Origin of the sequence: Candidatus Allofournierella merdavium (genome assembly GCF_944382735.1) — a bacterium.
GTDB lineage: Bacteria > Bacillota > Clostridia > Oscillospirales > Ruminococcaceae > Allofournierella_A > Allofournierella_A merdavium.
Genome location: NZ_CALWND010000001.1, coordinates 125964 through 150885, shown reverse-complemented (window position 1 = coordinate 150885; position 24922 = coordinate 125964). Strand labels below are relative to the sequence as shown.

Genomic DNA, 24922 nt, shown 5'->3' with positions numbered 1-24922 from the left:
TGCGGCCAAAAGGGAGGAAAACACATGTTGACAAGTCTCGGATTCGTATTTCTGGCGGGCCTGGCCGCGGCGGCCCTCTGCCAGCGGCTGCGCCTGCCCCGCATCATCGGCATGCTGGCGGTGGGCGTGCTGCTGGGGCCCTCGGCGCTGAATGTGCTGGATGGCTCCATCCTTTCCCTCAGCGCCGAACTGTGGCAGATGGCCCTCATCATCATTCTGCTCAAGGCGGGCCTTTCGCTGGACCTGGCGGATCTGAAACGGGTGGGGCGGCCGGCGGTGCTGATGAGTTTTCTGCCGGCCAGCTTTGAGATCGCGGGCTATCTGCTGCTGGCGCCGGTGCTGCTGGGCCTTTCGCGAGCGGAGGCCGCGGTGCTGGGGGCTGTGATGGCGGCGGTGTCGCCGGCGGTGGTGGTGCCCCGGATGGTGCGGCTGATGGAAGAGGGCTGGGGCACCGACCGGGGCATCCCGCAGATGGTGATGGCCGGCGCCTCCTGCGACGACATCTTTGTGATCGTGCTCTTCTCCACCTTCCTGGGCATGGCCCAGGGCCAGGGGGCGGATCTGGCGGCGTTCGGCTCCATCCCGGTGTCCATCCTGTGCGGCGTGGCGCTGGGGGCGGCAGCGGGCTGGGGCCTCAGCGCCTTTTTTGAAACAGCCTATGCCCACGCCCATCTGGTGCGCAACAGCGTGAAGGTGATCGTGGTGCTGGGGGTGTCCTTTCTGCTGATGGCGGCGGAGGACCGGCTGGAGGGCAGGCTGCCCCTCTCCGGGCTGCTGGCGGTGGTGAGCATGGCCTGTGTCCTCAAGCTGCGCTGCGCGCCGGGGGTGGCGGCCCGTCTGAGCCAGAAGTTCGGCAAGCTGTGGCTGGCGGCGGAGGTGCTCCTCTTCGTGCTGGTGGGCGCGGCGGTGGATGTGCGCTACACTCTGGGCGCGGGCCTTGGCGCGGTGGCCATGATCGCCCTGGCGCTGGTATTCCGGGCGGTGGGGGTGGCCCTCTGCCTCGCGGGCACTTCTCTCTCGGTCAGGGAGCGGCTGTTCTGCGTCATCGCCTACCTGCCCAAGGCCACCGTGCAGGCGGCCATCGGCTCGGTGCCGCTGGCGGCGGGCCTTGGCTGCGGGCAGCTGGTGCTGTCGGTGGCGGTCACGGGCATTCTGCTCACCGCGTCGCTGGGCGCGCTGGGCATGGACCTCACCTATAAAAAATTGCTGCGCGGCCCGTCGGCCCGATAAAGCCGCCCCGAATGGCCCAAAAACAGGACGCACAAACCGTTCCCGCCGCCCTTTGTACGAAAATGGGATTGCAATCGCCGGAGAATATGTTATACTTATATCCGTGTTTTTTGCACAAAAGGACTTTTCTCACGGGAAGAGCCCACACTGCATGAAATGGAAAAGAGAGAAAAACCGCAGCCGGACAGGGGCGGTTTTCACGAAAAACGCGGAAACAGGAGGCGAAGACCAATGTGCGGTATCGTAGGATATACGGGCTCCAGGCAGGCGGCGCCCATTCTTTTGGAGGGGCTTTCGAAACTGGAGTACCGGGGCTATGACTCGGCGGGGGTGGCCACGCGGGACGGCGACGCCCCGGTGCAGCTGGTGAAGGCAAAGGGGCGCCTGAAGGTGCTGTCGGAAAAGATCAACGGCGGGCTCACCCTGCCGGGCACCTGCGGCATCGGCCACACCCGGTGGGCCACCCACGGCGAGCCCAGCGAGACCAACGCCCACCCCCATTGCAGCGACGACATGAACGTGGTGGCGGTGCACAACGGCATCATTGAGAACTACCAGCAGCTCAGGGAAAAGCTGACCAAAAAGGGCTACCGCTTCTATTCTTCCACCGACACCGAGGTGGCGGTGAAGCTGATCGACTACTATTATAAGAAGTACGAAGGCACCCCGGTGGACGCCATCAATCATGCCATGGTGCGCATCCGCGGTTCCTATGCGCTGGCGGTGATGTTCAAGGACTACCCCGGCCAGATCTACGTTGCCCGGAAGGACAGCCCCATGATCATCGGCGTGGGGGAGGGGGAGACCTTTTTGGCCTCCGACGCGCCGGCCATCCTGAAGTTCACCCGCAGCGTCTACTACATCGGCAACATGGAGATCGGCCGGCTGGACAAGGACGGCGTCACCTTTTACAATCTGGACGGCGACGAGATCGAAAAGCCCCTCACCACGATCAAGTGGGATTCGGAGGCGGCCGAGAAGTCCGGCTACGAATTTTTCATGATGAAGGAGATCCACGAGCAGCCCAAGGCGCTGGCGGACACCCTTCACGCCTTTGCGGGCGAGGGCGCGCCGGATCTCTCCTCCGTGGGCCTGTCCGACGAGGATCTGCGGGCGGTGCGCCATGTGTGCATCGTGGCCTGCGGTTCCGCCTGGCATGTGGGGGTCACCGCCCAGTATGTATTCGAGCAGCTGGCCCGCGTGCCGGTGCGGGTGGAACTGGCCTCGGAGTTCCGCTATCGTCGCCCCCTGCTGGAGGAGGGCACTTTGGTGATCGTCATCAGCCAGTCGGGCGAGACGGCGGACAGCCTTGCCGCCCTGCGGGAAGCAAAGCAGCTGGGAGCCCGCACCCTGGGCATCGTGAACGTGGTGGGCTCCTCCATTGCCCGCGAGGCGGACAACGTGATGTACACCCTGGCCGGGCCGGAGATCGCCGTGGCCACCACCAAGGCCTACAGCGCGCAGCTGATGGCCGTGTATATCCTGGCCATCCGGTTTGCCCTGGCAAAGGGGCAGATCGACGAGGCCCGCTGTGCCCAGCTGATGCAGGAACTGGAAACACTGCCCGGCAAGATCGAAAAGATCCTGGAGGACAAGGAGCGGCTGCAGTGGTTCGCCTCCAAGCAGGTGGCCATGCGGGACTGCTTTTTCATCGGCCGGGGCATCGACTACGCCATCAGCCTGGAGGGCAGCCTCAAACTCAAGGAGATCAGCTATATCCACTCGGAGGCCTACGCCGCCGGCGAACTCAAGCACGGCACCATCAGCCTCATCGAGGAGGGCACGCTGGTGGTGGGACTGCTCACCCAGGGCGAACTGTACGAAAAGACGGTGAGCAACCTGGTGGAGTGCAAGAGCCGGGGCGCGTATCTGATGGGGCTCACCTGCTACGGGAATTACAGCATCGAGGACACCGCCGACTTCGCGGTGTATGTGCCCCGCACCGACCCGCTGTTCACCGCTTCGCTGGCGGTGGTGCCGCTGCAGCTGCTGAGTTATTATGTGGCGGTGGGCAAGGGCCTGGACGTGGATAAACCCCGCAACCTGGCCAAGAGCGTCACGGTGGAGTGAACCGCCGCGGAAAGATGGTTTTTCGGGCAGGGCGCGGCAGAATTGCCGCGCCCTGCCTTTGTTTGAAAACATTCATGCGGGGGGCGTTTCTGCGCCTTTCCATGCCTGTTGCCTATGGCGGAGCATAAAATATAAGCATTTGTGCTTTCCCTAAAAGGGGCGTATACTGAAAACGAAGAAAATGGCGGGAAACGACCCGCAAAGAGAAGCAGACATGGAGAGAACGGTATGAAGATCATCGAGAACGAGACGTTTGATGAGGAGCGCGCGCTGTACGGCGTGCGAAACGTGAAGGTGGAGCGCTGCCGCTTTGACGGCCCGGCGGACGGGGAGAGCGCCTTTAAGGAATGCGCGAACATTGCCGCGGAGAACAGCTTTTTCAATCTGCGCTATCCCTTTTGGCACGACCGGGGCCTCACGGTGACAAACTGTGAACTCACGGTGAACTGCCGCGCCGCCCTGTGGTACTCCCGCCGCATCCGGCTGGAACACACCCTTCTGCACGGCATCAAGGCCCTGCGGGAGTGCGCCGATGTGGAGCTGCGCGGCTGCGACATCCGCTCGCCGGAGTTCGGCTGGAGCACGAAAAAGATCACCATGGAGGACTGCACCGCCGAAAGCGAGTATTTCATGATGCGCGCCTCCGGGCTGCGTTTTCGCAATGTGACCTTCACCGGGAAATATTCCTTCCAGTACATCCGGGACGCGGTGCTGGAAAACTGCCGCCTTTCCACCAAAGATGCCTTCTGGCACGCCCGCGACGTGATGGTGAAAAACAGCGTGGTGGAAGGGGAGTATCTGGGCTGGTACAGCCGGAACCTCACCTTTGAGAACTGTGTGATCCGGGGCACCCAGCCCCTGTGCTACTGCAAGGGCCTGCGGCTGATCAACTGCCGCATGGAACACACCGACCTGGCTTTCGAAAAGAGCGAGGTGCAGGCCACCGTCACCACCCCCATCGACAGCGTCAAAAACCCGAAGGCGGGCCGCATCGAAGCCCCCGCTGTGGGCGAAGTCATCCGGGACGACCCCGCATCCAGGGGCGAGGTCGTCTGCGGCGGCCATCCCGCCGGCCGCTGCGCCTGAGTACAGATAAAAAAAGAGCCGCCGGGGCGCTCCTGTTGGAGCGCCCCGGCGGCTCTTTTGCGAACTGCCATGCTGGGCTTTAACAACGGCCTGCTTTATGTTATGCTTGGTATGATGGGCGGCTGCATGATCTACTACCTGGTGCAGAAGGTCTCCGCTCACACCTTCACCGCCGGCGGCAAGGCTCTGCTGACCCTGGTGAACATCGTGTGCAGCATCCTGCTCCTGTGGTACACCATCTACCAGCCCACCTACTTCAACCTGGACCGCTGGACCGTGTCCCTGCTCTGCATCGTGATCATCACCCTGTCCCTGATGAACAAGGACGGCCTGACCGCTGTGCTGAACAACGACGTCACCAGCAAGCTGTTCGCCTATCTGGGCAGCATCTCCCTGTACATGTACATGCTGCACTACCCGGTGGCCATCCTGGTGCTGCGGGTGATGGGCAAGAACACCGAGGCCACCACCTACTCCTTCTGGACTGTGTTCGTTCCCACCGTTGTCATCACCATGGTGCTGAGCGTCATCACCAAGATCGCGATGGAAAAGACCATCCTGAAAAAGAAATAAATTTCTCTTCTTCCTCCATATTTAAGGTTGCCGTGCATGGACGGAAATCGGGAAGCAGCACGTTCTGCTTCCCGATTTCCGGCTGTCCGGCACAATTCTTTGCCTGCATCACAAACGCCCCGGCGGGGAGGGTCTTATGGAACAGTTCAGCATACAGCGTCTTTCTCCGCAACTCGTGCGCATCGGAGGGCTGATGCACGAATTCATGTACCTGGTGGAAGGCGGCGAGCGCGTCGCCCTGATCGACACAGGGGGCGGGTTCGGCAGCCTGCGCCAGGTGGTGCGGAGCCTCACCGGCAAGCCGCTGGTGGTGCTGCTCACCCATGGCCATGTGGATCATGCCATGGGGGCGGGGGAGTTTGAGGACGTGTGGATGGACCCGCGGGACATCCCGGTCTTTTGCCAGCACGCCCGGCAGGCTTTCCGCATCGAGGCGCTGCACGGGGCGCGGCCCCGGCTGGAACAGGACCCGCCCATGATCCCGTGCGCCGACCCCAGGCGCTTTCATCCTCTGCGGGACGGGGCCGGTTTTGACCTGGGTGGGGTGCATCTGGACGTGTTTGAGTGCCCCGGCCATACCCCCGGCTCCATGGTGGTGCTGCTGCGGGAACTCCGCACCCTGGCGGTGGGGGACGCCTGCAGCAGCTTCACCTTCCTGGGCGGGCCGGAAAGCCTTTCCGTGGCGGCTTACCGGGAGAACCTCCTGCGGCTGCGCAGCCGGCTGGAAGGCCGGTTCGACACCGTGCTGGACGCCCACGGCACCGGCCGTCTGCCGGCGGATATCATCGACGAGGTGATCGGCGTCTGCGACGACGTGCTCGCCGGCCGCACCGACGACGTGCCCTGTGCCTTCGCGGGGCACAAGGGTGTGCTGGCAAAGGCCCGCCGCCCCCACAGTTTGCTGCGGCAGGACGGCGGATGCGGGAATGTGTTTTACTGCAAAAACAGGATCGTATAAATTCTGCAACAAGAAAGGACGGTTCAGAGATGAACAACAAAGTGACCGATCTGCGCATCGCGCTGGCGCTGCTGGGCTCCCTGCCCGGCCAGCTCATCGAGACCGACGTGGAGGTGGACCCCATGGCCGAACTGGCCGGCGTCTACCGCCATGTGGGCGCGGGCGGAACGGTGATGCGCCCCACCAAAGAGGGCCCCGCCATGATCTTCAACAACGTGAAGGGGCATCCCGGCGCCAAGGTGGCCATCGGCCTGCTGGCCAGCCGCAAACGGGTGGCGGCCCTGCTGGATTGCGATGCCCGTGAACTGGGCAAAAAGATGTACCAGAGCGTTGCCAACCCCGTGCCGCCGGTGCTGGCGGAGGGCCCTGCCCCCTGTCAGGAGGTGGTGCACAGGGCCACCGACCCGGATTTTGACCTGTTCAAGCTGGTGCCCGCGCCCACCAACACCCCGGACGACGCCGGCCCCTACATCACCCTGGGCATGTGCTACGCCACCCATCCGGACACCGGCCGCAGCGATGTGACCATCCACCGGCTGTGCATCCAGGGCAGGGACGAACTGTCCATCTTCTTCACCCCCGGCGCGCGCCACATCGGCGCCATGGCCGAGCGGGCGGAGCAGCTGGGGCAGCGGCTGCCCATCTCCATCAGCATCGGCGTGGACCCCGCCATCGAGATCGGCTCCTGCTTCGAGGCGCCCACCACCCCCCTGGGTTACGATGAGCTGGCGGTGGCCGGCGCGCTGCGGGGCGAGCCGGTGCAGCTGTGCAAGTGCCTGACCGTGAACGAGAAGGCCATCGCCAACGCCGAGTATGTCATCGAGGGCGAGGTGGTGCCCGGCGTGCGGGTGCAGGAGGACCAGAACAGCCATTCCGGCTTTGCCATGCCCGAGTTCCCCGGCTACACCGGCCCCGCCTCCAAAGACTGCTGGCTCATCAAGGTCACCGCGGTGACCACCCGCAAAGACCCCATCATGCAGACCTGCATCGGCCCCAGCGAGGAGCATGTGTCGATGGCGGGCATCCCCACCGAGGCCTCCATCTGGGGCATGGTGGACAAGGCCATGCCCGGACGCCTGCAGAATGTCTACTGCGCCTCCGCCGGCGGCGGCAAATACATGGCGGTTCTGCAGTTCAAAAAACTTTCCCCCAGCGACGAGGGCCGCCAGCGCCAGGCGGCGCTGCTGGCTTTCTCCGCCTTTAGCGAACTCAAGCACATCTTCCTGGTGGACGAGGATGTGGACTGCTTCGACATGAACGATGTGCTCTGGGCCATGAACACCCGCTTCCAGGGCGACGCCGACATCATCACCATTCCCGGGGTGCGCTGTCATCCGCTGGACCCATCCAACGATCCGGCCTGCTCGCCCTCCATCCGGGACCACGGCATCGCCTGCAAGACCATCTTCGACTGCACCGTGCCCTACGATCAGAAGGCCCGGTTCGTCCGCGCCCGCTTCATGGACGTGGATCCCGCCCATTGGGTAAAGGAGTGACAATATGGATCGTGACGCCATCGTGGTGGGCGCCTCCGGCGCCAGCGGCATGCCGCTGCTCATTCAGTGCCTGAAGCTGATCCGTGCCGCCGGCCGGTCGGCCGTGCTCATTATGAGCGACAGCGCCGCCCTGACGCTGCGCCAGGAGACGGGCTTGGCCCCCGAACAGCTTGCCCCGCTGGTGGACGCGGTCTATCGGCCGGGGGAGATCGGCGCGCCCCCCGCCAGCGGTTCCTGGCCGGCGGCGGGCATGCTGGTGGTGCCCTGCAGCATGAAGACGGCGGCGGGCATCTGCGCCGGCTATGCCGACAACCTGCTGCTGCGCGCCGCGGACGTGACCATCAAGGAGCACCGCCCGCTGGTGCTGGCCGCCCGGGAGACCCCCATGAGCGCCATCCACCTGCGCAACCTGCACGAACTGGCCCTGCTGCCCACGGTGCGCATCATCCCGCCCATGCTCACCTTCTACCATAAACCGGAGACCATTGACGAGATGGTCTATCACATCGCCGCCAAGCTGGTGGAGCCCTTCGGCGTGGAGGCAAAGGAGTACCGCAGATGGCAGGGAATGTGAGGAAGATCCTTCGGCAAAAACAGCTTGCCTGCGGCGCGCTCTGCGCCGAGGCCGCCGTGCTGGACGGCAGCTGCCACATCCTTTTGTATGGCGGGCAGTCGCCCCACATCGGCTGCACGGTGCTGGCCGAGCCCAGGCCCTCCCTGCTGGGGGATGGCAGCGTCAGCGCCACCGCCTCGGTGCTGAACGTCTGCGGCCACAAGGACGAGGCCATCTGCCGCCTCATAGCGGAGACGGTGGCGAGCCGCACCGGCCGGGTCACCGTCTGCACCGGCGGCTTCCATCTGGACGGCATCACACCGGAACAGATCGGCGAGGTGAGCGCCGCCGCCCGCGCGCTGGCCGGGGAACTGGCCGAAGCGGCGGATTGAACAAAAAAGGAGCCGTTCCCCATGGGGAACGGCTCCTTTTTGCGTGTTCAGTTGTTACCGGAAGAGGGGAAGAAAGGCCGCAGCACCGCGGCCACGCTGCTGATGGGCATGGTCTGCAGCCAGATGTGCCCCGGCCCGGTGACCACGGTGTTGAACAGCCCCTCGCCCCCGAAAAAGGCGTTTTTCACGCCTTGCACCGTGACGATGTCCATGGTACAGGTGGCGTCCATGGCGGCGATGTAGCCGGTGTCCACCACCAGCGACTGGCCGGCGGCCAGTTCATACTCCATCACATATCCGTCGAACTCGGCGAACGCGATGCCATGGCCCGAGAGTTTCTGCATGATGAAACCCTCGCCGCCGAAGAAGCCGGAACCGATCTTTTTCTGGAAAAAGACCGACAGTTCCACCCCCGCCTCGCTGGCCAAAAAACCGCTCTTCTGCACCACAAGTTCGCGCCCCGGGCCGATCTCGAAGGCCCGGATGCTGCCGGGAAAGCTGGAGGCAAAGGCGATCAGGCCCGGCCCTCCCTCGGCGGTGTAACGGTTCTGGAACAGCGCCTCGCCCGCCAGCAGCCGGCCAAAGGCCTTGCCCAGGCCTCCGCCGGTGGTGGTCTCCATCCTCATGTTGGGGGTCATCCAACTCATGCTGCCCCGCTCGGTGATCATCGTCTCGCCCGCGGCCAGCTGGCAGGTCACCACCGGCAGCGGTTCGCCCGCGATCTGGTATTGCATCCTCCATGCCTCCTTTGTGAAATTTGATAAAGGTGCCATCTTCACTATAAAGGCAGCGCCCGGCCTCCGTCAAGGGGGCCGGACGCACAAGCATCGGGTCGGTTTGTTGTCTATTCTGCCGAATCGTGCCCGGCGTCAGGCAGAACGTCCTCCCACCAGGGCGCGGCGTTCAGAAGGCTTGCCATCAGCGGGACCCAGGTGAGCAGGAACACCATGCCGCTCACCGCCCGTGCTCGGCTCCGGGCACAGCGGGGCAGCGCCAGTCCCAGCAGCACGCCCAGCGCCAGCATACAGAATTTCAGCAGCGCAACGTTCTTCCAATCCCATTGGCGGATGCAGTCGTCCGCCCAGTCGAACAGTTTTTTCATGTTGGGTCTCCTTTCTGTGACTTGCAGGCGTATGGTATACTTTTATCATACGCCGCGCTGCCCGTCGGGGCAAGACCTGCCGGTGAAAAAAGGGGAGGTGCGCCGTGTGAGGAAATGCCCGGAGATCAGTTCCTTCGGCCTGCACCTGCTGGCGATGGGGCTGATGCTGTGCGACCACATCGGTCTGGCCTTTGCACCCCAGGCGCTGTGGATGCGCTGCGTGGGGCGGCTTGCCTTTCCCATCTTCGCCTTTCTCGCGGCGGAGGGCTTTCGCCGCACCCGCAGCCGCGCCGGCTATGCCCGCCGTCTGGCGCTGGGCGCGCTGCTTAGCGAGATCCCCTATGACCTGCTGGTGTTCGGCCGGCCTTTCCACTGGTCGGGGCAGAACGTGCTGTGGACCCTTCTCATCGCCCTGGGCTGCATGGAACTGCTGGAGCGGGCGCGGGCGGCGGCAAGCAGGGAACGCAGGGCGGCGCTGGCCGGCGTGGCGCTGCTGGGCGGATACCTGGCGGGAGAGGTGTTCCGGACGGACTACTTCGGCCCCGGCGTGTGGATGGTGCTGGTGTTTTACCTGTTTTCCGGCGGGGGCCGGCAGCGGCTGGGGCAGCTGGCGGGCCTTGTGCTGGTGAACGCTCTGCTGCCCGCGGGGCCGGCGCTGATGCTGACGGCGGAGCCCGTGGCCGTGGTGCTGCCCATCCAGCATTTCGCGGTGCTGGCGCTGGGGCTGCTGTGGCTCTACCGGGGACGACAGGGCCTGCACGGCCGGTGGACACGGCTGCTCTGTTACGGTTTCTACCCGGTGCACCTGCTGGTGCTGGCGGCACTGCGCACCCTTTTTTGAAAGAACAAGGAGGAGATACTTATGATGAAACGTTTTGCAAATGCTGCGCTGACCTACGCCCTGCTGGCGATGGCCGGCGGTGTGTTCTATCGGGAGTTCACTAAATTCAGCGGTTTTTCCGGCCGCACCGCCCTGGCGGTGGTGCATGCCCACTACCTGCTGCTGGGCACGGTGTTCTTCCTGCTGCTGCTTTTGCTGGAAAAGAACTTTGGCTTTGCCGGCCCAAAGACCGGCCGGGTGCTGGTGGTCTACCACGTCGGCCTGAACCTCACGGTGTTGATGCTGGCGGCGCGGGGCGTGGTGCAGATCAGAGGCATCGCCCTCAGCGCGGCTGCCGGCGGCGCGCTCTCCGGCATCGCCGGGATCGGTCATATCCTGCTGGGGGTGGGATTGGTGCTGGTGCTGCTGCAGGTTCGCCGGGCGGTGGCCGCCGCAGTCCATCCCTGACGGGGGAATAAAAAGGCCCGCGGATCTCTGCGCCGCGGGCCTTTTTTCAGAATGGATCCCGGAGGCGGAAGGCCGGACAGGGCAGGCAAGCGCCGAGAACGGCCGCCGGGAAAAAGCAAAGACCCCGCAAAGCATCTGCTTTACGGGGTCTGCTGGTGCGGATGAAGGGACTTGAACCCATATGGAGTTGCCCCCACTAGAACCTGAATCTAGCGCGTCTGCCAATTCCGCCACATCCGCATCTATGTAAACGCGGCGCATGGCCGCGAATACGCGGTTCCCGCGCAGGGCGCTTGGCCCGTGCGGAACGATAGCTATTCTACCACAGCGGCGTGTGGTTGTCAACCATCTTTTTCAAACTTTTTTTGCGCGTGTTCCACAAGCTTCGCGAAAGTCTGTTCGCTCAGGTCGTGCTCCACCCGGCAGGCGTCCCGGGCGGCCACCTCCGGGTCCACGCCCAGCCGCACAAAAAATTCGGTCAGCAGCCGGTGCCGCTGGTATACCCGCCGGGCAATGGCCAGCCCCGCGTCGGTCAGAGCCAGCCCGCCGTCCGCGTCCATCTGCACATAGCCGTTTTCCCGCAGCTTTTTCATGGCCACGCTCACGCTTGCCTTGGTGAAGGCAAGTTCGTTGGCCACGTCTACCGAGCGCACATAGCCCTTGCGCTCCTTCAGCATCAGGATGGCTTCGAGGTAATCCTCCGAGGATTCATGGACCTGCATCGTTCAGACCTCCGTTCCGGCGCGGCCGCTCATCTTTGATTTATATAACGGTATCACATTTGCCGCGCTTTGGCAAGGACCGGGCAGCGAACACAGGGAATGTCCCGCCCGCTCGCTGCGGCAACTCGGAGATCCGGCAGGGCGATTTGCAGCCCCCGCTGTTTCTTTTGCATTTTCAAGCGGAAGGGCTTTTCTTCCACCGGCGGGGGTGCTACAATGCAGTTGGCGGGGTGAGCAGGCGGAAAAGCGCCCGGTTCCCGGAACACGGGCCTGCGCACGGGCTGGTTTCTCTTGCTTTTCCCCCGGGCATAGGGTATATTTAAAATATAAAAAATCCCGGAAGGGAAAGGAGCAGCAGAATGAGCATTTTAGTGTGCGGCGGCGCGGGATACATCGGCAGTCATACCTGCGTGGAACTTCTGGCGGCGGGCTATGATATCGTTGTGGCCGACAACTACTACAATTCCTGCCCGGAGGCTGTGCGGCGGGTCAAGGAGATCTCCGGCAAGGACTTCCGTTTCGAGGAGATCGACCTGACCGACGCGGAAAAGGTGGAGCAGCTGTTTGCGAAGAACCCGGACATCGACTCGGTGATCCAGTTCGCCGCCTACAAGGCGGTGGGGGAGAGCGTGAGCAAACCCATCGAATATTATACCAACAACCTGACCACCACCCTCACCGTGCTGGCCGCCATGCGCCGCCACGGTGTGAACAACCTGGTGTTCTCCTCCTCGGCCACCGTCTACGGCGACCCGGAAAAGGTGCCCATCGACGAGACCTGCCGCGTGGGCGGCACCACCAACCCCTACGGCACCAGCAAGCTGATGAACGAGCGGATCCTCACCGACTGCTGCAAGGCCTATCCGGAGATGAACGTGGCACTGCTGCGCTATTTCAATCCCATCGGCGCTCACAAGAGCGGCCTGATCGGCGAGGACCCCAACGGCATCCCCAACAACCTGGTGCCCTACATCGCCAAGGTGGCGGTGGGCGTGCTGGAAAAGGTGCATGTGTTCGGCAACGACTATCCCACCCCGGACGGCACCGGCGTGCGGGATTACATTCATGTGGTGGACCTGGCCCGGGGCCATGTGGCGGCCATCAAAAAGCTGGAGCAGAAGCCCGGCCTGTTCATCTGCAACCTGGGCACCGGCAAGGGCTACAGCGTGCTGGAGGTCATCAAAGCGTATGAAAAGGCCTGCGGCAAGACGCTGCCCTATGTGATCGATCCCCGCCGCCCCGGCGACATCGCCACCGTTTATGCCGATCCTGCCAAGGCGAAGAACGAATTGGGCTGGGTGGCACAGTACGGCATCGAGGAGATGTGCGCCGACAGCTGGAAGTGGCAGAGCATGAACCCCAACGGCTACAAGGGCTGAGCAAAACAATGACACGCAAGTCCGCTGTGTCGGACGCGAATAAGGAAGGGAGACGCAAAACGATGCACAAGAAACCTATCTTAGTGGTACTGGCTGCCGGCATGGGCAGCCGCTACGGCGGCCTCAAGCAGATCGACCCGGTGGGCCCCAGCGGCGAGGTCATCATGGACTACTCGCTCTACGACGCCAAGCGCGCCGGCTTCGAGACCGTGGTGTTCATCATCAAGCACGAGATCGAGGCGGCCTTCAAGGAGACCGTGGGCCAGCGCGCCGAGAAGTTCATGGAGGTGCGCTATGCCTATCAGCAGCTGGAGGACCTGCCCGCCGGCTGCACCCTGCCCGAGGGCCGCGAGAAACCCCTGGGCACCGGCCATGCCATCCTGGCGGCCCGGGACGTGCTGGACGCTCCCTTCGCGGTGATCAACGCCGACGATTACTACGGCCCCTCCGCCTTCAAGACCATCTACGACTACCTGGCCGGCGACGAGTGCGGCGTGGGCAGGTACGGCATGGTGGCCTATCGGCTGGACAGCACCGTCACCGAGCACGGCACCGTGGCCCGCGGCCTGTGCCAGGTCAGCGAGAGCGGCCATCTGATCAACATCGTGGAGCGCACCAAGATCGGCACCTACGAGGGCGGCATCCACTTCACCGAGGACGACGGCGCCACCTGGACCGATGTGCCGGTGGACACCCCCGTCTCCATGAACCTGTGGGGCTTTGATCCCAGCTTCGTGGGCGAACTCAAGACCCGTTTCGTGCCCTTCATGCAGGGACTGAGCAGCGCCCCCAACCCCCTGAAGGCCGAGTTCCTGCTGCCCACTGTGGTGGGCCAGATGCTCGCCGAGGGCAGCGCCGAGGTGACCGTGCTGCACAGCGCGGACAAGTGGTACGGCGTGACCTACCGGGAGGACAAGCCCGGCGTTGTGGCCGCCCTGGCGCAGAAGGTGGCCGAAGGGCTGTATCCCACCCCGCTGTGGAAGTGATCCTGCCCGGCAGACAGACGAATCGGGAACGGCCGGCATCGCCGGCCGTTCCCTTTGCCTGTCTGCCGGGCAAAAAAGAAAAGGGGCGAAACACAATGCGTGCCAAAGCATTGCTGCCGCCGGCGTTGCCGGAACCGCTGGAAAGGGCGGAGCGGGGCGAAGAGTTGATCGCCATGTCCGCCGCGCGGCAGGAACCGGTTTCCCGCTGGCGTTTTTCCGGGCTGGACCTGTGCGGCGAACAATTGCGGGAGATGCGCTTTGAACAGTGCGTGTTCGAGGGCTGCCGCTTCACCGGTGCGGACCTGCGGGCGGCCAGTTTTGCGGATGTGGAATTTAAAAACTGCGAGTTTTCCGCGGTGCAGGCCGCCGAGGTCTATTTCCTGCGCTGCCGGCTGCGGGGGGTCAAGGCACTGGCGGCCTCGCTGCCCGACAGCCGCCTGGCCCATGTGGAACTGACGGAGTGCAGCTTTGCGGAGGCGAACTTCACCGGCGCCAGCCTGGAACAGGTGCGCATCGAGGGATGCGATCTCTCCGCCGCCAGCCTGGCCGAGTGGCGGCACAAGGGCCTTGTGGTGGCCCGGGACCGGTTTTTTCGCACCAGCTTTTTTAAAACGCCGCTGGCCGGGCTGGATTTTACCGACAGCGAACTGGAGGGCGTGGTGGTGAGCGATACCGCCGCGGAACTCAAAGGCGCGACGGTGAACGTGCGGCAGGCGGCGGAACTGGCCCGCCTGCTGGGCGTGACGGTGCGCTGAACACAGAGACAGGACAAAGAGGGGGAACCATGGCAAGACAAGTGGATCTTTTGCAGGGGAACATCCTGCGCTCGCTCACCGTGCTGGCGCTGCCCATCATGGGCAGCCAGCTGGTGCAGATGGCCTACAACCTGACCGACATGATCTGGATCGGCCGGGTGGGCGCGGAGGCGGTGGCCGCCGTGGGCGCGGCGGGGATGTTCATGTGGCTGTCCAACGGGATGGCGGTGCTGCCCCGCATGGGCGGCCAGGTGAAGGTGGCCCAGAGCATCGGCGCGGGGAACATCGAGGCGGCCGGCCGCTACGCTGCGGCGGCGCTGCAGATGGGATGCGTCATGTCGCTGGTCTACACCCTGGCCATGCTGGCGGGCGCGGGGCCGCTGATCGGCTTTTTCCGCCTGAACAGCGCCCAGGTGGAGGCCCAGGCGCGGGCTTACCTCATCATCGTGGGCTTCGGGATGTTCTTTTCCTTCATCAGCCAGGTGCTGGTGGCGCTCATCAACGCCACGGGCAACAGCCGCACCCCCTTCTTCGCCATGGCGGTGGGGCTGGGGGCCAACATCGTGCTGGACCCGGTGCTGATCTTCGGCGTGGGGCCCTTCCCCCGGTGGGGCGTGGCGGGCGCCGCGGTGGCCACGGTGACCGCTCAGGGCATCGTGTTTGCGATCCTGGCCCGCTATGCCGCCCAGGACGACACGCTGTTCGCCCACGTCCACCTGCGGCGGCCCGCCGCCCGGGAGGAACTGGCGGCGCTGGCCCGGGTCAGCGGCCCCGCCACCGCCATGAACATCCTGTTCCCGCTGATCGGCATGGTGATCGCCCGGCTGGTGGCCGGCTGGGGCGACGCGGCGGTGGCGGTGCAGAAGGTGGGCAGCCAGATCGAGTCGATCAGCTGGATGACCGCCGACGGCTTTGCCGCCGCGGTGAACAGCTTCATCGCCCAGAACTGCGGCGCGGGCAACCTGCGCCGGGCCCGGCAGGGGTTCGGCGTCGCCTTCGCCCTGATGACCGTCTGGGGCATTCTGTGCAGCGCGCTGCTGATCTTCGGCGCCGCGCCCATCTTCCGGTTCTTTATCCCCGAGGCGGACGTGCTGCCCATGGGGGTGGACTATCTGGTCATCCTGGGCTATTCCGAGCTGTTCATGTGCTGGGAGATCCTGGTGGGCGGTGCCTACGCAGGCTTCGGCAACACCATGCCCTCCAGCGTGGTGAGCATCCTGTTCACCGGCCTGCGCATCCCCGCCGCCATTGCCCTCAGCGCCACGGCGCTGGGCCTCTCCGGCGTGTGGTGGAGCATCTCTGTCTCCAGCATCTTCAAGGGCGTGATCCTCACCCTCATCTTCCTGGCCTTCCTGGCGCGGCTTCAGCGCAAACAGACGGACCGGCCATAAAAACAGGAGCCCCGGGCCGTGCGGCCCGGGGCTCCTTTCAATGTTTCGGCAAGGGCGGGGTTTTTCTGCCACGCCATGCGCTCACGGCAAGGCAAACCAGCATCACCGCCGCCACCGCGCCGCCCGCTGCCAGCCACACCTGGGGGATGGTGCCCAGCGCCGCCCCGGCGCTCAGCAGGGGAGAGGCAGCCAGCCCGCCCAGCTGCATCGCCAGCGAGCAGGCCGAGAGCAGGGTGGCCCGCTGCTTGGGCGGCGCGGCGCGGTTCAGCAGGGTGCTGGTGAGACAGTCCGTTCCGCCGAGAATGGCGTAGAAGGCAAAATACGCCGCGACAAACAGCACCGGCGTGCCGGCGGCCGCCATGCCGGCCAGCCCGGCTCCCGTGAGGCCGGTGAAAGCCAGCAGTCTGCGCAGGGTGGGCCGGCCGAGGCGGGCCGCCAGCAAAGACCCCGCCGCTGTGGCGTAGTAGCCCCCTGCGCTGAGAAAGCCCAACGCCCAGCCGGCGGCCCCGCTGTGCAGCAGCTGGGTGAACCGGGGCTGGTAAAACACTTCCACCGCGAACACCGGCGGCGCCGCGGCCGCGCACAGCAGCACCAGCGCCCGCACCGTCCCGCTGCCCCGCAGGGTGGCGGTCAGAAGGGCCACGGGATTTGCCGTTTCGCGCGCTACCGGGTGTTCGGTGAGCCCGGCGCCCAGGGCCAGCAGGGCCAGCACCACCGCGGCTTTCAGCGCGATAGCCGCCCACAGCCGGCCGGTCAGCGAATACACGCCGCCCCCTGCCAGGCAGCCCGCTGCCAGCCCGATGCTGGTGAGGGCGCTGATGCGGGCGGTGCAGCGGGGCAGCGCCTCCTCGCCGTGCTTCAAAAGGAATTCCTCCACCACCAGCGCGTCCAGACTGCCGGAGGAAAAGGCCCGGGCCAGCCCCAGAAACACCATCGCCGCCAGCATCGCCGGCAGGCCCCGCCCCAGGGCAAGCAGACCCAGACTGGGCAGCAGAAAAACACAGGAGAGCAAAAAGCAGTTTTTGCGCCCCCAGCGGTCTGCCGCCATGCCGCTGGGGATCTCAAAGACCACCGTCGTGGCCGAGTACAGCCCCACCGTCAGCGGTACCGCGGCCATGCCGATGCCGCTGCCCAGCAGCAGCAAGGTCAGCAGCGGCGAGAGCAGTCCGGTGGCAAAACTGTTCAGAAAGAGCAGTACGCCGTGCCGTTTATCCCACATCGACGGGCACCTCCGCGGCGTTGTAAGCCATCAGAACATATTCATAGGCCTGGGCGCCGGGGCGCGGGGTCTCACGGTCGGCCAAAAACTCCATGATCCGGCGTTCCAGTTCCACCGCCTCCTCCCGGGTGAGGTAGGCCACGCCGCTGTGCATGTCGCCCAGGCCCATCACGTCCTCTTCGGTCAGGCCTTTCTTCTTCGCCAGCCGCTTCACCCCCTGCACCCCGGCCAGCACCTGCTCCACCGTGCGCTGTAAAAACATCGCCTGGGCCGCGTCGTCGCCGCCGGGGGCCAGCAGCCCCAGCCGCACCGCCACGTTCAGTGAGCGGTAGTAGCGGGCGGTGATGCCCCGGATCTTTTCGGTGTGATCCAGCGCCACCACCCCCAGTTCCACCAGTTTTTTGATGTGGAAGGTCACCGACGAGGCGGAGATGCCCATCTTGTCCGCCAGCTCCTTTGGCGTCATGGGCCGGCCGGCCAGCTGCAACAGGCGCAGGATGTCCTGCCTTGCCGGGTTCATGAAGGCGTTCTGTTTTTCCCTTGTGTTCAAATCAATGGTTTCCATCCCGATCCCTCCGTCCACGTTACATGTTGTGTAACAATTATATCATTACATGATGTGTAATGTCAAGGGGCAAAGTATCGCCTGCCCGGGAAAGGGGAGAGGGATAACAAAACGCCGCCGGCACGGAATATTCCGTGCCGGCGGCGTTGGTTGGGTTGGCGGGATTCGAACCCACGGATGCGGGAGTCAAAGTCCCGTGCCTTACCGCTTGGCGACAACCCATTATAGAAAAAAGCGAACTCTTTCGAATTCGCTTTCTGTTCATGTGGGGTGGCTAGTGGGACTCGAACCCACGGCCTCCAGAGCCACAATCTGGCGCGCTAGCCAACTGCGCCATAGCCACCACATAATTGGTGCGCCCGGAGGGACTCGAACCCCCGGCCCACTGCTTAGAAGGCAGTTGCTCTATCCACCTGAGCTACGGGCGCCTGAAAGTTCAGGTCTCTGCGAAACGCTGCTTGAATATCATACTATGAGAAATGGCAAAAGTCAAGCCTTTGAAAAAAGTTTTTCCGGTTTCCCTCTGGCCTTGCCGCGGGGAATATGCTATACTGATACCAAACCATCGGCTGCGTTGCCGCGTCCACCGGGGATGGCGTGCCGCGCGGCCCGGAAAGGAAGATTTATCGAATGTCAAATATCTGGCATGATATGAACCCGGCCCGCATCACCGCCGAAGATTTTGTGGCGGTGATCGAGATCGAGAAAGGCTCCAAGAAAAAATACGAACTGGACAAGGAGACCGGCCTCATCATCCTGGACCGCATCCTCTACACCTCCACCCACTATCCTGCCAACTACGGCCTGATCCCCCGCACCCTTTCGGACGACGGCGACCCGCTGGACGTGCTGGTGCTGTGCAGCGAGGTGCTGCAGCCCATGAGCCTGGTGCGCTGCTATCCCATCGGCGTGTTCACCATGCTGGACGGCGGCAAGCTGGATGAAAAGATCATCGCCATCCCCTTCAGCGATCCCACTTACAACTCCTACCACGACATCAGCGAACTGCCCAGCCATCTGTTTAGCGAGATGCGCCACTTCTTCCAGGTGTACAAGAATCTGGAGGGCAAGGAGACGGTGGTCAACGAGGAGCAGGGCCGGGAAGCCGCCCTGGAGATCATCGACAAGTGCCGCGAGGCGTACATCGAGCACTACTGCAAATGAGTGCGCCCGCATCAGGCTGCACACGCCTGGATGCCGCATGGAAAAAGGAAGGCCGCCGCTCCCCAACGAGCGGCGGCCTTCCTTCGCAAAAACGGAACAGGGGGCCCGGCCAAACGGCCGGGCCCCCTGCGCAGAATGGAGCGGGGTACGGGAGTCGAACCCGCCTGTTCGGCTTGGGAAGCCGACGCACTACCGATGTACTAACCCCGCAGGTGAATACTTACTTATTATACCCGCCGCGGGGCAAAATGTCAATCGCTTTTTCTGGAAGGAGGATGCTTGCGCCGGGGCGAAAAAGCCAATATACTATAGAAAAAAGAAAAAGGCGGGAAAAGGGATGAAAGATCTGCTGAACGCAGTCAGGATCGTATTGGGGGTCGTCTGTGTGGCGGGGGCGTTCCTCATCGCCGCTTTCGCCGGCGGTGGTGCCGGCGGTGGTGCCGGCGGGCAGACCGCCCCGCCCGCCTTTGACGGCACGGCGCCCTCCACTGCCGGCGAAGGGCCGCAGACATGATCTTCAAGGAGAACGATATGGAAAAATACCTCGCGCTTTTGCGGCAAAGCGGCGCCGACCTGGCCCGGGTCATCGACCCGAAAACCGTGGCCACCGCGCCCTGGGTGGCCTTCAAGTGCCAGTACGGCTGCCCCTATTACGGCAAAAATCTGTGCTGCCCGCCCCGCACGCCCGCCTGGCGGGAGACACAGGCCATGCTGGATTGCTTTGACACTGCCATCCTGTTCCGCTGCCACGATATCACGGCGGCAAGCCCGCTGGCCCTGGAGGCGGTGCGCCGGCTCTTCCGGGACGGCTACTACAAAGCCACCGCCCTGGGCAGCGGGCCCTGCCTGCTGTGCGAGGCGTGCGACCCGGCGGGCTGCCGCCATCCGGGGCAGGCGGTGCCCTCCATGGAGGCCTGCGGCATCGACGTGTTCGCCACCGCCCGAGCCAACGGCATGGCGGTGGCGACGCTCGCCGACGAGACCCAGCAGCAGAACTGCTTCGGGCTGGTGCTGGTGGAGTGAAGCGCTTTGAAAACGCGACAATGTATGATATAATACTCAGATAGCGACAGAAAATGGCTGCCCGGAGCCCCGGGCAAGAAGGAGGAATTCCATGGTCACCTGCTCCAAAACCGCGATGTATTACGCCCGTGGGCAATGGGTCCCCGCCGACGAGAACGCCCCCGCCGCCCTGGACGCACTGGGCTTTGACGAGGCCGCCCGCGCGGCGGCAAAGAAGGGCACAATCGCCTGGGGCATTCTCCAGGCCCACAACCACAGCGGCGATGAGGCTGCGCTGAAGCTGAAATTCGACGCCATGGCCAGCCACGATATCACCTTTGTGGGCATCGTGCAGACGGCCCGCGCCTCGGGCCTCACCAAATTCCCCATGCCCTATGTGCTCACCAACTGCCACAACAGCCTGTGCGCGGTGGGCGGCACCATCAACGAGGACGACCACCTCTTCGGCCTGTCCGCCGCCAAAAAGTACGGCGGCATCTATGTGCCGCCCCACCTGGCGGTCATCCACCAGTACATGCGGGAGATGTACGCCGGCTGCGGCAAAATGATCCTCGGATCGGACAGCCACACCCGCTACGGGGCTCTCGGCACCATGGCCATCGGCGAGGGCGGCGGCGAGCTGGCAAAGCAGCTGCTGGGCCGCACCTACGACGTGGCCTGCCCCGGCGTGGTGGCGGTGCACCTCACCGGCGCGCCGGTGCCCGGCGTGGGCCCCCAGGACGTAGCCCTGGCCATCATCGGCGCGGTATTCAAAAACGGTTATGTGAAGAACAAGGTCATGGAGTTCGTGGGCCCGGGCGTCGCCAGCCTGCCGCTGGAATACCGCAGCGGCATCGATGTGATGACCACCGAGACCACCTGCCTGTCCAGCATCTGGGTCACCGACGAGACCACCCGGCAGTACCTGGCCGTCCACGGCAGGGAAGGGGACTACAAGCCCCTGGCCCCGGCGGACCTCGCTTACTACGACGGCGTGGTGGAGGTGGCGCTGGACAAAGTCCGGCCCATGATCGCCCTGCCCATGCACCCCTCCAACGTCTACACCATCGAGGAGCTGAACGCGAACCTCGCCGATATCCTCCACAAGACCGAGGAGGACTGCGCGGCGCTGGTGGGCGGCAAGGTGAAGCTGGACCTGGTGAGCAAGATCGAGAACGGCCGCCTGCGGGTGGACCAGGGCGTCATCGCGGGCTGTGCCGGCGGCACCTACTCCAACATCTGCGAGGCCGCCCAAATTCTGGAGGGCCACACCGGCGGCAACGGGGAGTACGCCCTGAGCGTCTATCCCTCCAGCCAGCCCACCATGATGGCCCTGATGAAGAACGGGGCCCTGGCCAGCCTGATGGCCGGCGGCGCCACCGTGCGCACCGCCTTCTGCGGCCCCTGCTTCGGCGCGGGGGACGTGCCCGCCAACGGGTCGCTCTCCATCCGCCACACCACCCGCAACTTCCCCAGCCGGGAGGGTTCCAAGCCCGGCAGCGGCCAGATCGCCGGCGTGGCCCTGATGGACGCCCGCTCCATCGCCGCCACCACCCGCATGGGCGGCATCCTCACCCCCGCCACCGACATCGACTACCAGCCCCATATCCCGGAGTACCAGTTTGACGACTCCAGCTACAAGAGCCGGGTCTACAACGGCTGGGGCAAGGGCGACTACGACAGCCTGCTGCGCCTGGGGCCCAACATCAAGGACTGGCCCGCCATCCAGCCCCTCGCCGACAACCTGCTGCTCAAGGTCACCAGCTATATCACTGACCCGGTGACCACCACCGACGAGCTCATCCCCAGCGGCGAGACCAGCAGCTACCGCTCCAACCCCCTGGGCCTGGCGGAGTTCACCCTGAGCCGCAAGGACCCGGGCTATGTGGGCCGCGCCAAGGCGGTGCAGGCCGAGGAGGCCGACCGCGCCGCGGGCAAGGGCAGCGACGCCCTGCTGGCGCGGGTGCGGGCCGTGCCCGGCTGCGAAGCGCTCACCTGGAAGGATCTGGCCATCGCCAGCACCATCTACGCGGTGAAGCCGGGCGACGGCTCCGCCCGTGAGCAGGCCGCCAGCTGCCAGCGGGTGCTGGGCGCTGGAGCCAACATCGCGGTGGAGTACGCCACCAAGCGCTACCGCTCCAACCTCATCAACTGGGGAATGCTGCCCTTCCAGCTGGAAGGCCCCACCCCCTTTGGCCTGGGCGATTATATCCTGGTGCCCGGCGCGCGGGCGCTGCTGGAGCAGAACAAGCTGGAGAGCATCCCGGCGTATGTGCTGGGGGAGAAGGGCCCCACGGCCTTTACCCTCGCCATCGCCCCCCTCACGGCGGACGAGCGGCAGATCCTGCTGGACGGCTGCCTCATCAACTACTACAAGCACGGCTGACCCCCAAAAGGAAGGTGAACCCCATGGCCGGCGATCTGCACACCCATACCACCTGGTCCGACGGGGCGCTGCCGGCCCGCGTCCTGCCCCGGCTGGCCGCCCGGGCGGGCCTGTCCTGGCTGGCCATTTCCGACCACGACACCCTGCATTCGGTGGAGTATGCCTATGACGAACCTGTGGCGGAGGGGGTAAACCTCATCCCCACCACCGAACTCACCGCTTTCGACTACCGCCGGGGGCGGCAGGCGCACATCTTGTGCTACTGGCCCGACCGGAACAGCCCTGAACTGGCGGCCCATTGCAACACGATGGCTGCCCGGCGCAACGCCGCTTACATCCAAAGCGCCAAAGAACTGGAAGAGATTTACCCCCAGTTCAGGCTGGAGGATGCCCGGCGCATGGCGGACGCGGGGGGCGGCGTGATCTTCAAAAGCACTTTGATGCGGGTGCTCTACGAGTACGGCCTGGCGGACGGCATCTACCAGCAGGACTACAAGGCCCTCTTCGGCGCCAGGGGCGGCAAAGTGCTCCACAACCCGGAATACGAGCCGGTGGACAAGGTGCTGGCGGTCATCAAAGCCGCACGGGGGGTGGCGGTGTTCGCCCACCCCAGCGTCTACAACAGCATGGAATTGGTGGAAGAACTGGCCGCCGCCGGCCGCATCGACGGGGTGGAGATCGAGCATCCCCGCAACACCCCCGAGGACAAGGAAACGCTGCGCCGCATGGCGGAGCATTACGGCCTCGTCACCACCGGCGGCACCGATTTTCACGGCCTCCACGCCGGCAAGCCCCGGCCCCTGGGCCTCTGCCGCAGCACCGACGAGGAGATCGGGCGGCTGAACGAACTGGCAAACGCAAAGAAAAAACAATGAGAGAAGGAACGTAAAATATGATCACCCATACCCGGAAGAACAGCGGGACCTGCTCCCGCAGCACCACCGTCACCCTGAACGACGACGGCACCATCCAGAAGATCGAGGTGACGGGCGGCTGCAACGGCAACCTGAAGGGCGTGAGCAGCCTGCTGGTGGGCATGGACGCCACCGACGCCATCCGCCGCATGAAGGGCACCACCTGCGGCCCCCGCTCCACCTCCTGCCCGGACCAGATCGCCCAGGCGCTGCAGGAGACGCTGGACCTGCAAAAGCGCAGCTGAACCGTTTTTTTAAAGAAAAGCCGCCCTCTTCCCGAAAGTTCTCCGGGAAGAGGGCGGCTTTTGCGTCGAAAGAGTTTATTTGAACTCAATGGTCTCCAGCCGCAAGATCTTGTTTTTATAGGTGCGGTGGAAGAAGAAGGTGGCCAGCGCCAGCGAGCAGACCTCGGAGATGCAGAAGCTGAACCACACCGCGTCCAGATTTCCGGTGAGGCTGAGCAGCCAGGCCACCGGCAGCAGCAGGACCAGCTGGCGGAAGGCGCTCATCAGCAGGCTCAGAAAGCCCTCGCCCACGGCCTGAAACAGGCTGCTGAACACAATGTCCACCCCGGCCACCAGGAAGCTGAGGCTGATGATGCGCAGGGCCGGCCGGCCGATGCGGCCAAGGTCGCCCCCCTCGCTGAACAGGGCCAGCAGCTGCCCGGGGAACAGCTGGAACAGAAGGGTACCCAGGGCCATCACACAGCACATGGCCACCGCGCACACCTTGATGGCCGCGAGGATGCGCTCCTTGCGGCGGGCGCCGTAGTTGTAGCCCACAATGGGCACCAGCGCGTTGGTCAGCCCGAAGCCGGGCATGAACACGAAGCTTTGCAGCTTGAAGTAGACCCCCAGCACCGACACCGCCGTCTCGGAAAAGCCGATCAGGATCTTGTTCATGCCGAAGTTCATCACACTGCTGATGCTCTGCATGATGATGCTGGGCAGGCCCACGTCATAGATGCCGATCACGGTGGGCCGGTCGAACCGGAATTTTTTCCAGTGCAGGCGCACCTCGTTGTTGAATTTCAGGTTCAGCAAAAAGCACACCACACAGCCGCAGGTCTGGCCGATCACGGTGGCCACCGCCGCGCCCAGCACCCCCAGTTTCGGAGCGCCCAGCAGGCCGAAGATGAGGATGGGGTCCAGAACGATGTTGGTGATGGCGCCCGACAGCTGGCTGATCATCTGGAACACCGTGCGCCCCGTCACCTGGATCAGCCGCTCCAGGCAGATCTGGAAGAACATGCCCAGGCTGAACACCAGGCACACCCGCAGGTAGGCCGCGCCGTCGGTGGCGATGGCGGGATTGGTGGTGAAAAAGCTGAAGAACAGCTCCGAGCCCACAAGGCCGAAGACCGCGAACACCAGCCAGCTGACGAACATCAGCAGCATCCCGTTGTGGGCCACCTTGTCCGCCGCCTCCCGGTTGCCCTCGCCCAGCCGGCGGCTCAAAAGGGCATTCACGCCCACGCTGGTGCCCACCGCCACGGCGATGGTCAGCATCTGCACCGGGTAGGCAAAACTCACCGCGGCCAGCGCCGCGTCGGACAGCCGCGCCACAAAAATGCTGTCCACAATGTTGTACAGCGCCTGTACCAGCATGCTGATCATGATGGGGAAGGCCATCCCCAGCAGCAGGGGCGCCACGGGCTTTGTGCCCATGATGTTCTCTTTCATTCCTCGCGA

General features: G+C 64.4%; 26 protein-coding genes and 5 tRNA genes. 20 read left to right on the top strand and 11 right to left on the bottom strand.

Going from position 1 to position 24922, the window contains the following annotated elements; genetic code table 11:
* The first annotated feature begins 24 nt into the window (after positions 1-24).
* The 8 genes from ACH2A7_RS00720 to ACH2A7_RS00685 all read left to right on the top strand — a co-directional run bounded on the left by ACH2A7_RS00720 (position 25) and on the right by ACH2A7_RS00685 (position 8358).
* Entirely contained in the window at positions 25-1230 is a 1206-nt protein-coding gene (locus ACH2A7_RS00720) for a cation:proton antiporter (protein ID WP_394959053.1), read from the top strand.
* Positions 1231-1461: 231 nt separating this feature from the next.
* On the top strand, positions 1462-3300 hold the full coding sequence (gene glmS / locus ACH2A7_RS00715; protein WP_394959051.1) for a glutamine--fructose-6-phosphate transaminase (isomerizing): 1839 nt from the start codon (positions 1462-1464) through the stop codon (positions 3298-3300).
* Between the two features lie 228 nt (positions 3301-3528).
* Positions 3529-4386: a DUF3737 family protein gene (locus tag ACH2A7_RS00710; protein ID WP_394959049.1), complete on the top strand. Its 858-nt coding sequence runs from the start codon at positions 3529-3531 to the stop codon at positions 4384-4386.
* Between the two features lie 6 nt (positions 4387-4392).
* Complete coding sequence (locus ACH2A7_RS00705; protein WP_394959309.1) at positions 4393-4959, top strand: acyltransferase family protein; 567 nt, start codon at positions 4393-4395, stop codon at positions 4957-4959.
* Positions 4960-5152: 193 nt separating this feature from the next.
* Positions 5153-5917, top strand: a complete 765-nt coding sequence (locus ACH2A7_RS00700; protein WP_394959047.1) for an MBL fold metallo-hydrolase — start codon at positions 5153-5155, stop codon at positions 5915-5917.
* A 29-nt stretch (positions 5918-5946) separates the two neighbouring features.
* Positions 5947-7413 carry a UbiD family decarboxylase gene (locus tag ACH2A7_RS00695; protein ID WP_394959045.1) on the top strand — a complete coding sequence of 489 codons (1467 nt, stop codon included), beginning with the start codon at positions 5947-5949 and terminating at the stop codon, positions 7411-7413.
* Between the two features lie 4 nt (positions 7414-7417).
* Positions 7418-7987, top strand: a complete 570-nt coding sequence (locus tag ACH2A7_RS00690) for a UbiX family flavin prenyltransferase (RefSeq protein ID WP_394959043.1) — start codon at positions 7418-7420, stop codon at positions 7985-7987.
* On the top strand, positions 7972-8358 hold the full coding sequence (locus ACH2A7_RS00685) for a hypothetical protein (protein WP_394959041.1): 387 nt from the start codon (positions 7972-7974) through the stop codon (positions 8356-8358). The genes ACH2A7_RS00690 and ACH2A7_RS00685 overlap by 16 nt, the downstream gene beginning before the upstream one ends.
* A gap of 47 nt (positions 8359-8405) precedes the next feature.
* On the opposite strand, the gene ACH2A7_RS00680 is transcribed toward ACH2A7_RS00685, so the two are convergent.
* The gene (locus ACH2A7_RS00680) at positions 8406-9092 is read right to left on the bottom strand and encodes a TIGR00266 family protein (RefSeq protein ID WP_394959040.1); all 687 of its coding nucleotides are present in this window, start codon (positions 9090-9092) and stop codon (positions 8406-8408) included.
* Between the two features lie 110 nt (positions 9093-9202).
* Complete coding sequence (locus ACH2A7_RS00675; protein WP_394959038.1) at positions 9203-9460, bottom strand: permease of phosphate ABC transporter; 258 nt, start codon at positions 9458-9460, stop codon at positions 9203-9205.
* Between the two features lie 106 nt (positions 9461-9566).
* Here ACH2A7_RS00675 and ACH2A7_RS00670 point away from each other — a divergent pair, with 106 nt between their 5' ends.
* On the top strand, positions 9567-10301 hold the full coding sequence (locus ACH2A7_RS00670; RefSeq protein WP_394959036.1) for a TraX family protein: 735 nt from the start codon (positions 9567-9569) through the stop codon (positions 10299-10301).
* A 24-nt stretch (positions 10302-10325) separates the two neighbouring features.
* Positions 10326-10748 (top strand): DUF2871 family protein, encoded by a 423-nt coding sequence (locus ACH2A7_RS00665; RefSeq protein WP_394959307.1) that lies wholly within the window; start codon positions 10326-10328, stop codon positions 10746-10748.
* Between the two features lie 153 nt (positions 10749-10901).
* Here ACH2A7_RS00665 and ACH2A7_RS00660 read toward each other — a convergent pair.
* Positions 10902-10988 (bottom strand) — tRNA-Leu (locus ACH2A7_RS00660).
* A 101-nt stretch (positions 10989-11089) separates the two neighbouring features.
* The gene (locus ACH2A7_RS00655) at positions 11090-11470 is read right to left on the bottom strand and encodes a metal-dependent transcriptional regulator (protein WP_394959034.1); all 381 of its coding nucleotides are present in this window, start codon (positions 11468-11470) and stop codon (positions 11090-11092) included.
* A gap of 359 nt (positions 11471-11829) precedes the next feature.
* On the opposite strand from ACH2A7_RS00655, the gene galE reads away from it, so the two are divergent.
* From galE to ACH2A7_RS00635, 4 genes are all read left to right on the top strand, one after another.
* Positions 11830-12849, top strand: coding sequence for a UDP-glucose 4-epimerase GalE (gene galE, locus ACH2A7_RS00650; RefSeq protein WP_394959032.1), 1020 nt, complete (start codon positions 11830-11832; stop codon positions 12847-12849).
* Positions 12850-12911: 62 nt separating this feature from the next.
* Positions 12912-13835, top strand: coding sequence for an NDP-sugar synthase (locus ACH2A7_RS00645; RefSeq protein ID WP_394959030.1), 924 nt, complete (start codon positions 12912-12914; stop codon positions 13833-13835).
* A gap of 95 nt (positions 13836-13930) precedes the next feature.
* Positions 13931-14590 (top strand): pentapeptide repeat-containing protein, encoded by a 660-nt coding sequence (locus ACH2A7_RS00640; RefSeq protein WP_394959028.1) that lies wholly within the window; start codon positions 13931-13933, stop codon positions 14588-14590.
* Between the two features lie 29 nt (positions 14591-14619).
* Positions 14620-15981: an MATE family efflux transporter gene (locus ACH2A7_RS00635; RefSeq protein ID WP_394959026.1), complete on the top strand. Its 1362-nt coding sequence runs from the start codon at positions 14620-14622 to the stop codon at positions 15979-15981.
* A 37-nt stretch (positions 15982-16018) separates the two neighbouring features.
* Here ACH2A7_RS00635 and ACH2A7_RS00630 read toward each other — a convergent pair whose 3' ends face one another.
* The 5 genes from ACH2A7_RS00630 to ACH2A7_RS00610 all read right to left on the bottom strand — a co-directional run bounded on the left by ACH2A7_RS00630 (position 16019) and on the right by ACH2A7_RS00610 (position 18193).
* Positions 16019-17200: an MFS transporter gene (locus ACH2A7_RS00630; protein WP_394959024.1), complete on the bottom strand. Its 1182-nt coding sequence runs from the start codon at positions 17198-17200 to the stop codon at positions 16019-16021.
* The gene (locus tag ACH2A7_RS00625) at positions 17190-17765 is read right to left on the bottom strand and encodes a helix-turn-helix domain-containing protein (RefSeq protein WP_394959022.1); all 576 of its coding nucleotides are present in this window, start codon (positions 17763-17765) and stop codon (positions 17190-17192) included. The genes ACH2A7_RS00630 and ACH2A7_RS00625 overlap by 11 nt, the downstream gene beginning before the upstream one ends.
* 147 nt (positions 17766-17912) lie before the next feature.
* Positions 17913-17987, bottom strand: a tRNA-Gln gene (locus ACH2A7_RS00620).
* 44 nt (positions 17988-18031) lie between these two features.
* Positions 18032-18108 (bottom strand) — tRNA-His (locus tag ACH2A7_RS00615).
* A gap of 8 nt (positions 18109-18116) precedes the next feature.
* A tRNA-Arg gene (locus ACH2A7_RS00610) sits at positions 18117-18193 on the bottom strand.
* Between the two features lie 202 nt (positions 18194-18395).
* Here ACH2A7_RS00610 and ACH2A7_RS00605 point away from each other — a divergent pair.
* Positions 18396-18929 carry an inorganic diphosphatase gene (locus ACH2A7_RS00605; RefSeq protein ID WP_394959020.1) on the top strand — a complete coding sequence of 178 codons (534 nt, stop codon included), beginning with the start codon at positions 18396-18398 and terminating at the stop codon, positions 18927-18929.
* Positions 18930-19065: 136 nt separating this feature from the next.
* On the opposite strand, the gene ACH2A7_RS00600 is transcribed toward ACH2A7_RS00605, so the two are convergent.
* Positions 19066-19139 (bottom strand) — tRNA-Gly (locus ACH2A7_RS00600).
* A gap of 127 nt (positions 19140-19266) precedes the next feature.
* On the opposite strand from ACH2A7_RS00600, the gene ACH2A7_RS00595 reads away from it, so the two are divergent.
* The 5 genes from ACH2A7_RS00595 (at position 19267) to ACH2A7_RS00575 (ending at position 23476) form a co-directional block, all read left to right on the top strand.
* Positions 19267-19443: a hypothetical protein gene (locus ACH2A7_RS00595; RefSeq protein WP_394959018.1), complete on the top strand. Its 177-nt coding sequence runs from the start codon at positions 19267-19269 to the stop codon at positions 19441-19443.
* Positions 19444-19460: 17 nt separating this feature from the next.
* Positions 19461-19952, top strand: coding sequence for a DUF2284 domain-containing protein (locus ACH2A7_RS00590; protein WP_394959017.1), 492 nt, complete (start codon positions 19461-19463; stop codon positions 19950-19952).
* A gap of 91 nt (positions 19953-20043) precedes the next feature.
* Complete coding sequence (locus ACH2A7_RS00585) at positions 20044-22317, top strand: hydratase (RefSeq protein ID WP_394959015.1); 2274 nt, start codon at positions 20044-20046, stop codon at positions 22315-22317.
* Between the two features lie 23 nt (positions 22318-22340).
* Positions 22341-23192: a PHP domain-containing protein gene (locus ACH2A7_RS00580; protein WP_394959013.1), complete on the top strand. Its 852-nt coding sequence runs from the start codon at positions 22341-22343 to the stop codon at positions 23190-23192.
* A 17-nt stretch (positions 23193-23209) separates the two neighbouring features.
* Positions 23210-23476, top strand: coding sequence for a TIGR03905 family TSCPD domain-containing protein (locus ACH2A7_RS00575; protein ID WP_394959011.1), 267 nt, complete (start codon positions 23210-23212; stop codon positions 23474-23476).
* Positions 23477-23551: 75 nt separating this feature from the next.
* Here ACH2A7_RS00575 and ACH2A7_RS00570 read toward each other — a convergent pair whose 3' ends face one another.
* Positions 23552-24913: an MATE family efflux transporter gene (locus ACH2A7_RS00570; protein ID WP_394959009.1), complete on the bottom strand. Its 1362-nt coding sequence runs from the start codon at positions 24911-24913 to the stop codon at positions 23552-23554.
* Positions 24914-24922 lie beyond the last annotated feature (9 nt).

Excerpts from the sequence above, each read along its gene's own strand:
- ACH2A7_RS00720 (WP_394959053.1), top strand. The coding sequence starts at position 25 with ATGTTGACAAGTCTCGGATTCGTATTTCTGGCGGGCCTGGCCGCGGCG.
- glmS (WP_394959051.1), top strand. The coding sequence starts at position 1,462 with ATGTGCGGTATCGTAGGATATACGGGCTCCAGGCAGGCGGCGCCCATT.
- ACH2A7_RS00710 (WP_394959049.1), top strand. The coding sequence starts at position 3,529 with ATGAAGATCATCGAGAACGAGACGTTTGATGAGGAGCGCGCGCTGTAC.
- ACH2A7_RS00700 (WP_394959047.1), top strand. The coding sequence starts at position 5,153 with ATGCACGAATTCATGTACCTGGTGGAAGGCGGCGAGCGCGTCGCCCTG.
- ACH2A7_RS00695 (WP_394959045.1), top strand. The coding sequence starts at position 5,947 with ATGAACAACAAAGTGACCGATCTGCGCATCGCGCTGGCGCTGCTGGGC.
- ACH2A7_RS00690 (WP_394959043.1), top strand. The coding sequence starts at position 7,418 with ATGGATCGTGACGCCATCGTGGTGGGCGCCTCCGGCGCCAGCGGCATG.
- ACH2A7_RS00685 (WP_394959041.1), top strand. The coding sequence starts at position 7,972 with ATGGCAGGGAATGTGAGGAAGATCCTTCGGCAAAAACAGCTTGCCTGC.
- ACH2A7_RS00680 (WP_394959040.1), bottom strand. The coding sequence starts at position 9,092 with ATGCAATACCAGATCGCGGGCGAACCGCTGCCGGTGGTGACCTGCCAG.
- ACH2A7_RS00675 (WP_394959038.1), bottom strand. The coding sequence starts at position 9,460 with ATGAAAAAACTGTTCGACTGGGCGGACGACTGCATCCGCCAATGGGAT.
- ACH2A7_RS00665 (WP_394959307.1), top strand. The coding sequence starts at position 10,326 with ATGAAACGTTTTGCAAATGCTGCGCTGACCTACGCCCTGCTGGCGATG.
- ACH2A7_RS00655 (WP_394959034.1), bottom strand. The coding sequence starts at position 11,470 with ATGCAGGTCCATGAATCCTCGGAGGATTACCTCGAAGCCATCCTGATG.
- galE (WP_394959032.1), top strand. The coding sequence starts at position 11,830 with ATGAGCATTTTAGTGTGCGGCGGCGCGGGATACATCGGCAGTCATACC.
- ACH2A7_RS00645 (WP_394959030.1), top strand. The coding sequence starts at position 12,912 with ATGCACAAGAAACCTATCTTAGTGGTACTGGCTGCCGGCATGGGCAGC.
- ACH2A7_RS00640 (WP_394959028.1), top strand. The coding sequence starts at position 13,931 with ATGCGTGCCAAAGCATTGCTGCCGCCGGCGTTGCCGGAACCGCTGGAA.
- ACH2A7_RS00635 (WP_394959026.1), top strand. The coding sequence starts at position 14,620 with ATGGCAAGACAAGTGGATCTTTTGCAGGGGAACATCCTGCGCTCGCTC.
- ACH2A7_RS00630 (WP_394959024.1), bottom strand. The coding sequence starts at position 17,200 with ATGTGGGATAAACGGCACGGCGTACTGCTCTTTCTGAACAGTTTTGCC.
- ACH2A7_RS00625 (WP_394959022.1), bottom strand. The coding sequence starts at position 17,765 with ATGGAAACCATTGATTTGAACACAAGGGAAAAACAGAACGCCTTCATG.
- ACH2A7_RS00605 (WP_394959020.1), top strand. The coding sequence starts at position 18,396 with ATGTCAAATATCTGGCATGATATGAACCCGGCCCGCATCACCGCCGAA.
- ACH2A7_RS00595 (WP_394959018.1), top strand. The coding sequence starts at position 19,267 with ATGAAAGATCTGCTGAACGCAGTCAGGATCGTATTGGGGGTCGTCTGT.
- ACH2A7_RS00590 (WP_394959017.1), top strand. The coding sequence starts at position 19,461 with ATGGAAAAATACCTCGCGCTTTTGCGGCAAAGCGGCGCCGACCTGGCC.
- ACH2A7_RS00585 (WP_394959015.1), top strand. The coding sequence starts at position 20,044 with ATGGTCACCTGCTCCAAAACCGCGATGTATTACGCCCGTGGGCAATGG.
- ACH2A7_RS00580 (WP_394959013.1), top strand. The coding sequence starts at position 22,341 with ATGGCCGGCGATCTGCACACCCATACCACCTGGTCCGACGGGGCGCTG.
- ACH2A7_RS00575 (WP_394959011.1), top strand. The coding sequence starts at position 23,210 with ATGATCACCCATACCCGGAAGAACAGCGGGACCTGCTCCCGCAGCACC.
- ACH2A7_RS00570 (WP_394959009.1), bottom strand. The coding sequence starts at position 24,913 with ATGAAAGAGAACATCATGGGCACAAAGCCCGTGGCGCCCCTGCTGCTG.